A 14,282-nucleotide genomic window follows, 5' to 3' on the forward strand; every position below is an offset into this window, starting at 1 on the left:
GTCTACGTTTCGCGATCCGTGAAGGTGGCCGTACAGTAGGTGCTGGTGTTGTTGCTAAGATCTTCGACTAATTCATAACGAATTAAACGAAATCTTGCACTGTTCTTCTTTTTGAAGAAAGCGCATCGAAAAGGGAAGCTTAGGCTTCCCTTTTTCATTTCTAGATTACATTTAGTTATAAGTGTTGAAATAAAAGACGTCACTTTTTCGATTTAAAAACAGAGTTTTACCGGCTTTGTTTCTTAACGCTTTTACTCACCCCTCTTAACCCTTTGATCTTTTCCTGCAGCGGTAAAATCGTTATAACCAAATATTCTGAGCGGACACCATAATGCGACTGGTAACAAGAACTATTCTTGTTTATATTGTTTGTCACAGATTAGTTTTATAGGTTTTTTGAGTATGTACGTTTGTCTTTGCCATGGTGTCTCCGACAAAAAAATTAGGAAGTTGGCGATAGATGAAGGCGTAACAGATATTAAAGGAATCAAAAAGTGCACGGCATTGGGCAGCCAATGTGGTAAGTGCATCAGACAGGCCAAGGAAATTTTAGCGGAAACTAGTTACACGGAATTTAAACAAGCCAGCTAATTGCTGTAAGTATGCAGTAATTATTTGCCTTACATTTTGACACCTTCTCATTTGCTTCTACATTTAAATGAAGCCAAAGAGGAGGGTTTTGTCATGAAAGGCGATCCAATCATCATTCAACATCTCAATAAAGTGCTCGGTAACGAGCTCGTCGCTATTAATCAGTATTTTCTTCACGCCCGAATGTATAAAGACTGGGGCTTAAAGCACCTAGCAGACAAGGAATATCACGAATCTATCGATGAGATGAAGCATGCCGATCATCTAATTGAGCGTATTTTGTTCCTTGAAGGCCTACCGAACCTACAAGATTTAGGTAAGTTGATGATTGGTGAAGATACCAAGGAAATGCTCGAGTGTGACTTAAAGCTTGAAATGGCGGCTATTCCAGATTTAAAAGATGCGATTGCCTACGCTGAAGACATTCGAGATTATGTGTCTCGAGATCTCTTCCAAGATATTCTTGAAGATGAAGAAGAACATGTTGATTGGCTAGAGACGCAACTTGGCTTGATTGAAATGTCTGGTATTGAGAATTATCTCCAAGCGCAATACGTGGACGAAGAGTAACGATACTTTCTAAGTTTGCATACTCCAATAATAGTAAGAAGAAAGAGCACCTGACTCGAAAATCGGGTGCTTAACCCCGTTATCTGGTCTAATCTCTTTTATTATCGGCTTTTTAAGGATATTGCTCGCAATCTTGCCTATGAAGTTTGATTTCTATCCGATAGAATTTATGCCCCCTTACCTAAAAATAAAAAAGAGAAACGTCCATGTCTGAAGACAACCACCAAGCAGCCACTCCAGAAGAAGAACATCGCCAAAAAGCATTGGATTACCATGCTTATCCAACTCCAGGAAAGATTGCTGTCGAACTGACAAAGCCTGCGGAAACGGCGGGTGATCTTGCCCTTGCATATAGCCCTGGTGTTGCAGAGCCAGTGCGTGAAATCGCACAAAACCCGGATAACGTGTACAAGTACACTGCAAAAGGGAACATGGTTGCTGTTATTTCTAACGGTACCGCTATTCTAGGTCTAGGTAACCTAGGTCCACTTGCATCTAAGCCAGTGATGGAAGGTAAAGCGTTACTGTTTAAGCGTTTTGCAGGTCTTGACTCTATTGATATTGAAGTTAAGCACCGCACGATCGATGAATTTGTTGATACTGTTGCGAGCATTGCAGACACTTTTGGCGGTATCAACCTTGAAGATATTAAAGCACCAGACTGTTTTGAGATTGAAAAGCGTCTGATTGAACGTTGTGATGTACCAGTATTCCACGATGATCAACATGGTACTGCTATTGTAACGGCAGCGGGTATGCTGAATGCAATCGAACTTCAAGGTAAGAAACTTGAAGATTCAACAATTGTTTGTCTTGGCGCTGGCGCTGCCGCTGTAGCGTGTATGGAGCTTCTGATCAAATGCGGCGCAATGCGCGAAAAAATCTACATGCTAGATCGCAAAGGTGTGATTCACACTCGTCGTGATGATCTTAATGAATATAAGCAGCTATTTGCGAACAATACAGATAAGCGCACACTAGAAGACGTGATTGAAGGTGCAGATCTGTTCCTAGGTGTATCTGGTCCAAACCTATTGCCAGCGGAAGCGTTGAAGTTGATGGCAGATAAGCCAATCGTATTCGCATGTTCTAACCCGGATCCTGAAATCAAGCCGGAACTTGCTCACGCAGTTCGTGATGACTTGATCATGGGTACTGGCCGTAGTGATTATCCTAACCAAGTTAACAACGTATTGTGTTTCCCATTCATTTTCCGCGGTGCTCTTGATGTGCGTGCAAGTGAAATCAATGATGAAATGAAACTTGCAGCCGTTGAGGCGATTCGTGAGCTAGCAAAAGAGCCTGTACCTGAAGCCGTATTGAAGGCTGCAGGTGTTGATAAGCTAGAGTTTGGTGCGGACTATATTATTCCAAAACCAATGGATTCACGTTTGCTACCACGTGTTGCAAAAGCGGTCGCTCAGGCGGCGGTTAATTCAGGTGTAGCTCGTATCGAGATGCCTGAAAACTACATGGCAGAGTAATATATCTTTCAGATGTGATACATAAAAAATGGGACGCTATTGCGTCCCATTTTTTATGTCATTCATTTGGCTCGAGGCAAGAGTTATTACCTGAAACCTCTTATCAGGCTTTTTTATTCTTCGTCGAATGACTCAAATTCGATGCCCATTTCCGTCATCAGCGCTTTTACTTCTGTTGGAATATCATCAGGACGGTCTTTACGAAGGTCTTCATCTGTCGGAAGTGGCTGACCTGTGTACGCGTGCAAAAATGCCTCGCATAGCAATTCGCTATTGGTTGCATGGCGTAAGTTATTGATCTGACGGCGAGTACGCTCATCAGTTAGCACCTTTAAAACTTTTAGCGGGATAGAGACGGTAATTTTTTTTACTTGTTCGCTTTTTTTGCCGTGCTCTGCATATGGGCTAATGTATTCGCCATTCCAGTCAGCCATTGCACACCTTCATTTATGTAATCGGTTAAAAATAATTTAGGTGCTGATTTTAGCTGCATTTACCGCCATAAGCAAAGACATATAGACGTCTAGAAGTGTTGACGTCTCATTTTTTGACGAGTAAAGTGAACATAACAGCAAAGGAAGCGTGTTGATCACTTTATGTTACTCATTAGATATAGCGCATTCCTATTTAGAAGTCATTACCCGTGAAAGGATACACCCATGAGCACTCGCAAACCTGCGACCATTGCAGTACGCACTGGTATTGAATCAGACAGCCAATATCATGCTGTCGTTCCACCTATTTATCTTTCCACTAACTATGGTTTTCCTGCTTTTGGTGAAGTGCCCAAGTATGATTACACACGATCTGGTAATCCAAACCGCGGACTGTTGGAAAGTGCGCTATCTGAACTCGAGTCTGGAAAAGGAGCGGTTGTTACTAACTGTGGTACGTCGGCATTAAATTTATGGGTTTCCGCTTTTCTCGGCCCAGATGATCTCATTATTGCTCCTCACGATTGTTATGGTGGTACCTATCGTCTTTTTAATACCCGAGCTAACAAAGGCGATTTTAAGGTTCAGTTTGTCGATCAATCAGACGAACAGGCTTTAGATGCTGCATTGGCACAAAAACCAAAACTCATTTTGCTAGAAACTCCGTCAAACCCTCTGGTTCGCGTAGTGGATATTGCAGCTACTTGTGAAAAAGCGAAACAAATCGGCGCGTTAGTTGCGGTGGACAATACCTTTTTGACACCCGTGTACCAAAAACCTTTAGAGCTAGGTGCGGATTTTGTTATCCACTCCACAACAAAGTACATCAACGGTCATTCGGACGTAATTGGTGGGGTAATCATCACCAACACAGAAGCGCATGCAGAAGAGCTTGCATGGTGGGGCAATTGTATTGGTGCAACGGGCACACCTTTCGATAGTTACATGACGCTGCGAGGTATTCGTACGCTTGGTGCTCGTATGCGAGTACATGAAGAGAGCTCACAGCAGGTACTGGCTTACCTACAGAAACAAGTGTTAGTTAAAACTATCTATCATCCAAGCCTGCCGGAACATCCAGGTCATGACATCGCTAAAAAGCAGCAAACGGGCTTTGGCTCTATGTTGAGTTTTGAGTTTGCTGGTTCGTTTGAACAGTTAAAGGTGTTTGTGAAAGAGCTCCAACTGTTTTCATTAGCAGAGTCATTAGGTGGTGTAGAAAGTTTGATTTGCCACCCAGCATCCATGACGCACCGTGCAATGGGTGAGGAGGCACTGGCGGAGGCTGGGGTCTCTCATCAACTATTGCGTTTGTCTGTCGGTTTGGAAGATGCACAAGACCTCATCACAGATTTAGAACAAGCGTTCGCTAAAGCTACCCAGTAATAGGAGACAATAACAATGACTGTACAACGTCAGCTGCATAAGTTTGGTGGCAGTAGCTTAGCAAACCCAGAATGCTACTTACGCGTTGTGGGTATTCTCAAGGAGTATTCGACAGAAAATGATCTGGTGGTCGTCTCTGCTGCAGGAAAAACCACTAACCGCTTGATTGAGTTTTTGGAAGGGTTAAATAAAGATGGCCGAATTGCGCATGAAGCGCTTCAAAGCTTGAGACAGTTCCAAACTGAGCTAATAGAAAGCTTGTTGGAGAGTGAAGCAAAAGAAGAGCTGTTAGCTTTATTACATGATGAGTTCAGTACTCTCTCGGAGCTGACTGCACCACTCACTAATGCGCAAAAAGCCGCGGTACTGGGGCACGGAGAAGTATGGTCTGCTCGCCTATTGGCCGCGTTATTATCTCAACGTTCTATCCCTGCGGTTGCACAAGATGCACGAGCGTTTTTACGTGCAGAAGCGGGAACTCAACCAGAGGTTGATCGCGCTCGTTCATACCCTTTAATTAAAGAGGTCCTCGCGCAGCATAACCATAAACGTGTGGTAATTACTGGCTTTATGGCTCAGAACGAGGCAGGAGAAACCATTCTACTTGGTCGTAACGGCTCTGACTATTCTGCAACGGTCATAGGCGCGCTTGCTGAAGTCAGTACTGTCACGATTTGGAGTGATGTTGCTGGTGTTTATAGTGCCGATCCACGTTTGGTGTCTGACGCTTGTTTATTACCGTTACTTCGATTGGATGAAGCCAGTGAACTTGCTCGCTTAGCTGCCCCAGTGCTACACAGTCGTACGCTTCAGCCTGTGGCGCAAAGTACCATGGACCTTAATCTCAAGTGTAGCTATCTGCCAGAGTCGGGTTCTACTCGTATTGAGCGTGTATTGGCATCTGGTCGTGGCGCTAAAATTATTACTTCACTGGATGATGTTTTATTGGTGCAGTTGTCTTTCATGCATGGGCACGACTTCGAAAAAACACAGAGTGATGTATTACAAGCGTTGCAGCGCGCGCAATTAGAGCCACTGGCATTTGAAGCTCAATCCGATCAGCACACGCTACGCTTGGCTTACACCGCAGAAATCGCCGGTGGTGCATTGAAACACTTGCAAGAGCTTGCGGTAGAGGCTGAAATTAAGCTAAAAGAAGGTTACTCGCTCTTAGCTGCGGTAGGTGCAGGCGTTACGAAAAACGCCAATCATTGCTTTGGCTTTTATCAGAAGCTAAAGCACTCTCCGGTAGAATTTATCTCTGAAACAGACTCAGGGCTGAGCCTAGTCGCTGTTTTGCGCCGTACTGATACCGAGGCGTTGGTTCAAACGATTCATAGCCAGTTGTTCCAAGCGCAAAAACGCGTGGCAGTGGCTTTATGTGGCAAGGGTAATATTGGTTCTAGTTGGCTAAATTTATTTGCTACGCAAAAAAGTGAGCTCGAAAAACGTCATGGTATGAGCTTTGATCTTGTCGCGGTTGTGGATAGCCAAACCTATTGGTTCGATGAGCAAGGTATTGAGGCGGCGAGTGTTGCTGAACGATTTGATGATGAAAGCATAGCAAACAATGGGGATTGGCTGGCACGTTTGGGAGCGCTTAAAAGCTATGATGAAGCAGTCGTGCTTGATGTTACCGCGAGTAAAGAGTTGGCTCAGCGCTACGTAGAAATCGCACAGCAAGGCATTCATTTGATTTCCGCTAACAAAGTGGCCGGTTCCGCAGATAGCCAGTACTACCATCAGGTTCAAGATGCATTCGCTAAAATTGGTCGTCATTGGCTATACAACGCAACGGTTGGTGCTGGGTTACCGATAAACCATACCGTGCGAGATCTTCGTGAAAGTGGGGATGAAATCGTCGCTCTATCGGGTATTTTCTCGGGGACGTTATCATGGCTGTTCCAACAGTTTGATGGTTCTGTGCCATTTAATGATTTAGTCGATCTTGCTTGGCAGCAAGGGTTAACCGAACCTGACCCTCGTTCTGATTTAGATGGCTCCGATGTAATGCGTAAGTTAGTCATCTTGGCTCGAGAATCGGGCCTAGATATAGAACCAGACAGCGTTAAAGTTGAGTCTTTGGTGCCAGAAGAATTAAGAGAACTGAGCTTAGATGATTTCTTCGATAATGGAGCGTTGTTGAGTGAAATACTTCAAGAGCGTCTGACAAAAGCACAGAGAAACGATCAAGTGCTTCGCTATGTGGCGCGTTTAGAAAAAAATGGTAAAGCAACGGTGGGAGTCGAAGCGTTATCTCGTGAGCACGCGCTCGCCAACTTATTGCCATGCGATAACATTTTTGCCATAGAGAGCAAGTGGTACAAAGATAACCCTTTGGTCATTCGAGGACCAGGCGCTGGCAGAGAAGTGACAGCCGGCGCTATTCAATCCGACCTCAACCGATTGGCTGGTTTATTTTAAAGTTGCGATTGACCTAAAAACCCTGGAATTAATCCAGGGTTTTTTATTCCCCTATCAGTGCCATACTGAAGTCATAACCCGTGCAAAATGGTGAGATGATGCTCAAGTAGAAACTTGAACTATCTTCATTATTAACTTGAGAAAAATTCATAATTACAAGGTTGACATTAAATCGTATTCAATACATTCTGTAGACATATAGACGTCTAAACGTCGATTTTAAGGATTTGTTTTCGTGGCGGAGTGCCGCAGGGAGAGTAAGATGGGATATACGCACGCAGGCCATATCGACGCCTTGAACCAGAATATTGCTGAGTTATCAGATAACATCAATGTATCGTTTGAGTTTTTTCCGCCAAGCAGCGCTAAGATGGAAGAAACACTTTGGAATTCAGTGCACCGTCTTAAAACGCTTCAACCTAAATTTGTTTCTGTGACTTACGGTGCGAACTCCGGCGAGCGTGACAGAACACACTCCATCATTAAAGAAATTAAAGCAACAACCGGATTGGTTGCCGCTCCCCATCTCACTTGTATTGATGCGACTCGTGAAGAGTTGATTAATATTGCCGATGATTATTGGAACAATGGTATTGAAAATATCGTCGCTCTGCGTGGTGATATTCCTCCAGGTGGCGGTGCGCCTGATATGTATGCCTCGGATTTGGTTGAGCTGCTGAAATCACGCCACGATTTCGATATCTCCGTTGCTGCATTCCCTGAGGTTCACCCTGAAGCTAAAAGCGCACAGTCTGACTTATTGAACCTAAAACGTAAGGTAGATGCAGGTGCAAACCGTGCTATTACTCAGTTCTTTTTTGACGTTGAGTCTTACCTGCGATTCCGTGACCGTTGTGTCGCAGCAGGAATTGACGTAGAAATTGTGCCAGGAATTTTGCCTGTATCGAACTTTAAGCAAGCGTCTCGCTTTGCGGCACAGAACAACGTGAAAGTACCAGGATGGATGAGCAAACAATTCGATGGTTTGGATGATGATCCGGTGACTCGCCAGCTTGTAGGAGCTAGCCAAGCTATTGATATGGTGCGTGTACTGAGTCGTGAAGGGGTTAAGGACTTTCACTTCTACACACTAAACCGTGCAGAGATGACTTACGCGTTATGCCATACGTTGGGTGTTCGTCCTCGCGCAGTAGTCGGTGCGTAAATCTGGTTTCAAAAAGATAAAAGGCTTGCCAAGTGGCAAGCCTTTTTCGTTTTATCAAAGCAAAAGGAGTTTAACCAATCACTTCAAGTTCAGTTAGAACTTCTTCTGCCCAAGTGATCCAAGTTTCACGTAACAGAAGGTTACGGCGAAGCGTTAGACGTTCTAGGCGAGCTTGTTTATCTAAAGTTGACGGCGTTGCGTAGTAAGCCGCTTCAATTTCTTTGTAGTGAGAAACCAGTTTGCGAGACTCTTCAACTAGCTCGGCGAGTTGGTCACGGAATGGAGCTGCAGGTTGAACGGCACATGCCATCAATTTCGCTGAAAACTCATCACGAACTGTTGGGTGTGCAGTTGGTTGATCAAACCACTCTCCTAAAGCGCTGCGACCAGCGTCTGTAATGGAGTAAACCTTGCGGTCTGGTTTGCCTTCTTGGGGTTCTAATACGCAAGTAACCAGTTCTTTCTCAGCCATTTTGTTGAGTTCACGGTACACCTGTTGGTGGCTTGCTTTCCAGAAGTAACCGATGCTAGCAGAGAATTCTTTAGTGATATCGTAACCGGTTGCGTCGCGAGTGCTAAGAACAGTTAAGATTACGTGTGGTAATGACATGTCTTCAATCCAAATGGTCAATAAACTTGTAAACAAGCTACTTATACTTTCAGCTGCGCTCTTACTGGCACTTGAGTTTTTTAATGTATAAGTAGCACCAACAATGTTGGTCCTGTCACCTTAAAGCCGTTTATCACCTAGAGAGATGGGGAGTCCCATCAAGGCTGGAGCAGGTATGATTGGATTTATGAGCTCTCAGCAGGCAAGTAGTATATAAATAATAAGCATGAAGTGGAATAGTAGGACAAAATTACCCTAAAAAACTAACATAATAATCAATAGTGTTAACTTGTGGTTTTTTATTCTTTTGTTTTGGTATTTTTTGGGTCTCTAGTGGTATATTTAACTGTCTTTGTTTTGGTGCGATTATCCTGTGATAAAAAAAAGCTGAGCATTTGCCCAGCTTTCTATTAAAAATGAAACGATTAGCCTGTGTTGCGCATACCTGCAGCAATACCAGCAATCGTCACCATCAACGCTTCTTCCAAGTTTGCAGAAGCTTCTTCGGTTTGACGCGTGCGGTATAGCAGCTCTGCTTGTAGCATATTCAATGGCTCAACGTAGATATTGCGTAAGCGAATAGACTCGAGTCCCCAAGGGTCATGCTGCATCAAGTTTTCATTGTTCTCTACATTCAGTACCGCTTTGATGTCTTCTTGAAGCTGAGCACGAAGCTTTTCACCGAGTGGACGGAGCGACTCATCCACCAATCGCTCATCGTAGTAGCGAGAGATATCAATATTACACTTCGAGTACACCATTTCCAGCATGCCGAGACGAGTTGAGAAAAATGGCCATTCGCGGCACATCTCTTCGAGCAATGCTTGGTGGCCTTTATCGATCGAGTATTGAATCGCTTCACCTGCGCCTAGCCATGCAGGAAGTACCAAACGGTTTTGACTCCATGAGAAGATCCACGGGATTGCACGTAAGCTTTCTACTCCGCCCTTAGGGTTGCGTTTTGCAGGACGAGAACCAAGTGGCAACTTGCCGAGTTCGAGTTCTGGTGTTGCTTGGCGGAAGTAAGGCACGAAATCTGGCTCGCCACGAACCACATTTCGGTAAGACTCACAGCTTACTTCTGATAGCACTTCCATCAAGTCGCGCCATTCTTGTTTTGGCTCCGGTGGCGGTAACAAGTTGGCTTCCAGAATCGCACTTGCATATAGGTTAAAGCTGTTTACTGCGACATCTGGGAGTCCCAGTTTAAAGCGGATCATTTCGCCTTGCTCTGTTACACGTAAACCGCCTTTCAAGCTTTTTGGTGGTTGCGACAAAAGCGCAGCATGCGCAGGTGCGCCACCGCGACCGACTGTGCCCCCACGACCATGGAATAGAGTTAGCTCAACGCCTTCTTCTTCAGCCACTTTAACTAACGATTCCATCGCATGATACTGAGCCCAACCTGCAGACATAACACCTGCATCTTTCGCTGAGTCAGAGTAACCAATCATGACCATCTGGTGGTTTTGGATAAAACCACGGTAAAGGTCAATCCCCATAAGCTGCTTGATGACCGATTCCGCGTTGTTCAAATCGTCTAGCGTTTCGAACAGAGGACACACATCCATGCGGTAAGGGCAACCAGCTTCTTGTAGCAGTAGATGAACGGCTAGTACGTCAGAGGCGGTACGTGCCATTGAAATAACGTAAGCGCCAAACGCTTCACGCGGTTGTGCTGCAACAATCTTGCAGGTATCCAAAACCTCTTTGACGGGTTCAGACGGTTCCCAATCACGAGGGAGAAGCGGACGTTTAGATGCCAGCTCGTTAGTTAGAAAAGCAATCTTATCTTGCTCACTCCATTGTTCGTAATCACCAATACCTAAGTAGCGAGTCAGTTCAGACAAGACGTCTGAGTGACGCGTGCTCTCCTGGCGGATATCAAGACGTACAAGATGGATACCAAATGCTTTTACGCGGCGTAGTGTATCCAGTAGTGAGCCGTTGGCTATTACACCCATGCCACATTCGTTTAGTGACTGGTAGCAGGCATACAACGGTTCCCAAAGTTGCTCGACTTTTTGCAGTGGTGCTTTAACGGCCAGTTTTTGACCGTGGATCTTAGCATCGAGAATATCTTTGGTTTCATTGAGCAGAGTGCGTAATTGCTTCAGGATCGCACGGTATGGTTCGTGCTGATCTTCGCCAGCAAGCTCACGGACTTGATCGTTTGAAACTGTCATAGACAGCTCGCTGATCAACTCGTTGATGTCATTGAGATAAAGATCGGCGGCTTTCCAACGAGACAATAGTAAGACTTCACGCGTAACGTTGTGAGTAACAAACGGGTTACCGTCACGGTCACCGCCCATCCAAGAGGAGAAGTGCACTGGGCGAGCATCAATGGGTAAACCTTCTCCAAGGTAAGATTTTAGACGGTCATTCATCTCACGTAGGAAGTCAGGTACTGCTTCCCATAGCGAGTTTTCAACGACCGCAAAGCCCCACTTTGCTTCATCCAACGGAGTAGGGCGTTGTTGTCGAATCACGTCTGAATGCCAGCCTTGGGCAATCAGTTGCTCTAGGCGGCGTTCGGTTTTTCTGCGCTCTTTAGAAGAAAGATCGCTTAGCTCCAACTTTGATAAGCACTCGTTTATCTTGACCAGTTTGTTGATCATCGTACGGCGCGTAATTTCTGTTGGGTGAGCCGTCAATACCAATTCAATATTTAGATCACGAACCGCTTGGGCAGTGTCCAGTTTGCTCACATCGTTTTGTACCAGTTTAGAAAACAGCGAGTTAATCGCGTCTGGTTCACAAATGTGCTCTTCACAATGGCGTGAAATCGTGTGGTATTGCTCAGCGATATTGGTGAGGTTTAGAAATTGGTTAAACGCGCGAGTAACGGGCGTTAGCTGCTCATCAGGTAGATGTTTGATTTCTTCGATCAAGCTGTCCCTGTCTGCTTGATTCCCTGCTTGAGCTGATTTGGATAATTTACGAATGGTTTCCACTTTCTCGAAGATTTCTTCGCCATGGGCATCGCGAATGGTGTTACCCAATAAGTGGCCTAACATGCGCACATTACTTTTGAGTGCGGCGTATTTCTCGTTCATTGTCGTCCTGCCTCGTAAAAAAACTACATCCATTGTCCTTGTTAAGACTCCAATCTAGCGAAAAGCACCAGTTATAGTCAAATAAAGCAGACTAAGTTTGCAATTATTCCGCTGTCTCCTGATTTAGAGCAAATTTACGGCAGCCATAGAGTAAGAAGTGAAAATTAATTACAAAATAACAAGTTAAATAAGTGTTAAGACTAGCGCTGAATTGTGAAGATAAAAAGATGCAGCTCAATCGAGCTGCACAGACTTTCGAGCTTAAACGCGTATTAACAGCAGTACTTGACCATTGCCTTTGAAAGCACATCAATTGTGGGGTCGATAAAGTCGAAGGATAGAAACTCATCCGGTTGATGGGCTTGGTCGATTGACCCAGGGCCGAGCACCAAGGTTGGACACAACTGTTGTAGAAATGGTGCTTCAGTACAGTAGTTCACGGTTTCTGAACTGGTTTGGCAGATCTCTTCAACACCACCAATAAATGGGTGGTCATGTTGGCATTCGTAACCCGGAATAGGCTCATGCAATGGAATAATCTCCAGTCTCCCAGGCCATTTCGCTTCGACTTCTTTTAATGCTCCGCGCAACATGTTCTCTAAACCATCAAGGCTAATGCCGGGAAGAGGACGCACGTCGTAATGCAGTTCGCAGCAACCACAAATACGGTTAGCGCTGTCACCACCGTGAATGTGTCCAAGATTTAGGGTTGGGCTTGGAATGGCAAAACCCGGATGGTGATATTCTTTAATCAATTTGTCACGCAGTTGCATCATGGCGAACATGACTTCATGCATGATCTCAATAGCGTTAACGCCAAGCGCTGGGTCCGATGAGTGACCGGACTTGCCTGTTACGCGAATGGCATTTGCCACATGCCCTTTATGACCTCGAATTGGTACAAGGCTGGTGGGTTCACCAATGATGCAGTAATCCGGCTTAAATGGGGCGTTTGCTGTGAAATGTCGCGCGCCCAACATGGTGGTCTCTTCGTCACAAGTGGCTAATACGTAAAGTGGTTTGCTCTGCTTGCTCCAATCGACTTTCTTCACTGCTTCATAAATAAAGGCGAAAAAGCCTTTCATGTCTGCTGTGCCTAAACCGTAGAAGCGGTTGTCTTTTTCCGTCAGTTTATGCGGATCAAAATTCCATCGCCCTTGATCGAATGGCACGGTATCACTATGGCCAGCAAGTAAAAGGCCACCTTCTCCCTCTCCCATACGTGCGATCATATTGTGCTTGCCTGGCTCGACTTCGATCACTTCAACGCTAAAACCCAGATCTTTAAACCAAGATGCGAGTTTTTCGATGACTTTTGTATTGCCCTGATCCCAGCTCGGATCCGTGGAGCTGATAGAAGAGGTGCTGATGAGTCCTTCATAGACCTCTAGAAAAGTTGGTAATTGCATGGATTCTTCAAATCTCCTGTTGACAGACAGACCACAAAAATGTAAAACACATATTAAATCATATTTAATGAATAAAAAATCAAAATAAAGCAAAAATTAAATATGAATAGTCATTTGAGCCTTTAAGTATATGGATGTCACACAATGCTAAAAACCACGATTATTGGAGCCAGCGGTTACACCGGTGCAGAGTTAGCGTTAATGGTTAATAAACACCCACAACTCACGCTATCAGGTTTATACGTTTCCGCCAACAGTGTTGATGCGGGAAAGAGCATCGCGCAGCTACACGGTAAGCTAGCGGGCATCATTGATATGCCAGTTTTACCACTAACGGATCCACTGCAAATCGCTCAAGAATCGGACGTGGTGTTTTTGGCAACGGCTCACGAAGTCAGCCATGATTTAGCCCCAACTTTCTTGGAGACAGGCTGTCAGGTATTCGATTTATCGGGTGCATTCCGTGTGAAAAGTGAAGGCTTTTACGACACTTTTTATGGCTTCGCACATCAACATAACAACTGGCTAGATAAAGCAGCATACGGCTTAGCAGAGTGGAACCAAGAATCAATAAAAACCACTCCTTTGATTGCAGTAGCAGGTTGCTACCCAACCGCTTCACAGCTTGCAATCAAACCTTTATTAGAACATGCGTTGCTCGATACCACCCAATGGCCAGTGATCAACGCAACCAGTGGTGTATCAGGTGCAGGGCGTAAAGCCTCCATGGTTAACAGCTTCTGTGAAGTCAGCTTGCAACCCTATGGTGTATTTAACCATCGTCACCAGCCAGAGATTGCTCAGCACTTGGGTTGCGATGTGATTTTTACTCCGCACCTCGGCAACTTTAAACGCGGCATTCTTGCCACTATCACCATGAAGCTTGCGCAAGGTGTGACAGAAGCACAAGTGGCACAGGCGTTTGAACAAGCTTATCAAGGCAAGCCTGCGGTGCGTCTTAAAGGCGACGGTATTCCACGTATTCAGGATGTCGAAAATACCCCTTTCTGTGATATCGGCTGGAAGGTACAAGGCGAACACATCATTGTGATTTCAGCTATCGACAACCTACTTAAAGGTGCATCGAGTCAAGCGATGCAATGTCTCAATATTCATTACGGTTACCCAGAACTGACAGCGTTGCTGTAGT

11 protein-coding genes and 1 pseudogene are annotated in these 14,282 nt (G+C 45.0%); 8 read left to right on the forward strand and 4 right to left on the reverse strand.

Annotated features, from left to right (window positions below):
* The 4 genes and pseudogenes from R8O11_RS22030 to R8O11_RS22045 all read left to right on the forward strand — a co-directional run.
* Positions 1-71: pseudogene (locus R8O11_RS22030) on the forward strand (elongation factor Tu); the annotation flags it as partial.
* A 331-nt stretch (positions 72-402) separates the two neighbouring features.
* Positions 403-591, forward strand: coding sequence for a (2Fe-2S)-binding protein (locus tag R8O11_RS22035; RefSeq protein WP_005381360.1), 189 nt, complete (start codon positions 403-405; stop codon positions 589-591).
* A 93-nt stretch (positions 592-684) separates the two neighbouring features.
* Positions 685-1,161, forward strand: coding sequence for a bacterioferritin (bfr, locus tag R8O11_RS22040; protein WP_005381359.1), 477 nt, complete (start codon positions 685-687; stop codon positions 1,159-1,161).
* A gap of 206 nt (positions 1,162-1,367) precedes the next feature.
* Positions 1,368-2,645, forward strand: coding sequence for a malic enzyme-like NAD(P)-binding protein (locus R8O11_RS22045; protein WP_005381358.1), 1,278 nt, complete (start codon positions 1,368-1,370; stop codon positions 2,643-2,645).
* A gap of 113 nt (positions 2,646-2,758) precedes the next feature.
* Here the strand turns inward: R8O11_RS22045 and metJ are convergent, their stop codons facing one another.
* Positions 2,759-3,079: a met regulon transcriptional regulator MetJ gene (gene metJ / locus R8O11_RS22050; protein WP_005381353.1), complete on the reverse strand. Its 321-nt coding sequence runs from the start codon at positions 3,077-3,079 to the stop codon at positions 2,759-2,761.
* A 225-nt stretch (positions 3,080-3,304) separates the two neighbouring features.
* On the opposite strand from metJ, the gene R8O11_RS22055 reads away from it, so the two are divergent.
* The 3 genes from R8O11_RS22055 (at position 3,305) to metF (ending at position 8,054) form a co-directional block, all read left to right on the forward strand.
* A complete protein-coding gene (locus R8O11_RS22055) occupies positions 3,305-4,465 on the forward strand; it encodes an O-succinylhomoserine (thiol)-lyase (protein WP_062730816.1) in 1,161 nt (386 codons plus the stop codon).
* 15 nt (positions 4,466-4,480) lie between these two features.
* Positions 4,481-6,889, forward strand: a complete 2,409-nt coding sequence (locus R8O11_RS22060; protein WP_062730817.1) for a bifunctional aspartate kinase/homoserine dehydrogenase II — start codon at positions 4,481-4,483, stop codon at positions 6,887-6,889.
* Positions 6,890-7,151: 262 nt separating this feature from the next.
* Entirely contained in the window at positions 7,152-8,054 is a 903-nt protein-coding gene (gene metF, locus R8O11_RS22065) for a methylenetetrahydrofolate reductase (RefSeq protein ID WP_005381345.1), read from the forward strand.
* A 70-nt stretch (positions 8,055-8,124) separates the two neighbouring features.
* Here metF and R8O11_RS22070 read toward each other — a convergent pair whose 3' ends face one another.
* From R8O11_RS22070 to argE, 3 genes are all read right to left on the reverse strand, one after another.
* Positions 8,125-8,664: a PadR family transcriptional regulator gene (locus R8O11_RS22070; protein ID WP_005382791.1), complete on the reverse strand. Its 540-nt coding sequence runs from the start codon at positions 8,662-8,664 to the stop codon at positions 8,125-8,127.
* A gap of 425 nt (positions 8,665-9,089) precedes the next feature.
* Entirely contained in the window at positions 9,090-11,723 is a 2,634-nt protein-coding gene (ppc, locus tag R8O11_RS22075) for a phosphoenolpyruvate carboxylase (protein WP_005381336.1), read from the reverse strand.
* A gap of 272 nt (positions 11,724-11,995) precedes the next feature.
* Positions 11,996-13,132, reverse strand: a complete 1,137-nt coding sequence (argE, locus tag R8O11_RS22080; RefSeq protein WP_086047070.1) for an acetylornithine deacetylase — start codon at positions 13,130-13,132, stop codon at positions 11,996-11,998.
* A 144-nt stretch (positions 13,133-13,276) separates the two neighbouring features.
* Between argE and argC the strand changes: the two genes are divergently transcribed.
* Positions 13,277-14,281, forward strand: coding sequence for an N-acetyl-gamma-glutamyl-phosphate reductase (argC, locus tag R8O11_RS22085; protein WP_262635211.1), 1,005 nt, complete (start codon positions 13,277-13,279; stop codon positions 14,279-14,281).
* Position 14,282 lies beyond the last annotated feature (1 nt).

It is taken from the genome of Vibrio sp. 1288, assembly GCF_033344475.1.

Bases quoted from the DNA above. Each gene is read 5' to 3' on its own strand.
- R8O11_RS22035 (WP_005381360.1), top strand. From the start codon at position 403: ATGTACGTTTGTCTTTGCCATGGTGTCTCCGACAAAAAAATTAGGAAG.
- bfr (WP_005381359.1), top strand. From the start codon at position 685: ATGAAAGGCGATCCAATCATCATTCAACATCTCAATAAAGTGCTCGGT.
- R8O11_RS22045 (WP_005381358.1), top strand. From the start codon at position 1,368: ATGTCTGAAGACAACCACCAAGCAGCCACTCCAGAAGAAGAACATCGC.
- metJ (WP_005381353.1), bottom strand. From the start codon at position 3,079: ATGGCTGACTGGAATGGCGAATACATTAGCCCATATGCAGAGCACGGC.
- R8O11_RS22055 (WP_062730816.1), top strand. From the start codon at position 3,305: ATGAGCACTCGCAAACCTGCGACCATTGCAGTACGCACTGGTATTGAA.
- R8O11_RS22060 (WP_062730817.1), top strand. From the start codon at position 4,481: ATGACTGTACAACGTCAGCTGCATAAGTTTGGTGGCAGTAGCTTAGCA.
- metF (WP_005381345.1), top strand. From the start codon at position 7,152: ATGGGATATACGCACGCAGGCCATATCGACGCCTTGAACCAGAATATT.
- R8O11_RS22070 (WP_005382791.1), bottom strand. From the start codon at position 8,664: ATGTCATTACCACACGTAATCTTAACTGTTCTTAGCACTCGCGACGCA.
- ppc (WP_005381336.1), bottom strand. From the start codon at position 11,723: ATGAACGAGAAATACGCCGCACTCAAAAGTAATGTGCGCATGTTAGGC.
- argE (WP_086047070.1), bottom strand. From the start codon at position 13,132: ATGCAATTACCAACTTTTCTAGAGGTCTATGAAGGACTCATCAGCACC.
- argC (WP_262635211.1), top strand. From the start codon at position 13,277: ATGCTAAAAACCACGATTATTGGAGCCAGCGGTTACACCGGTGCAGAG.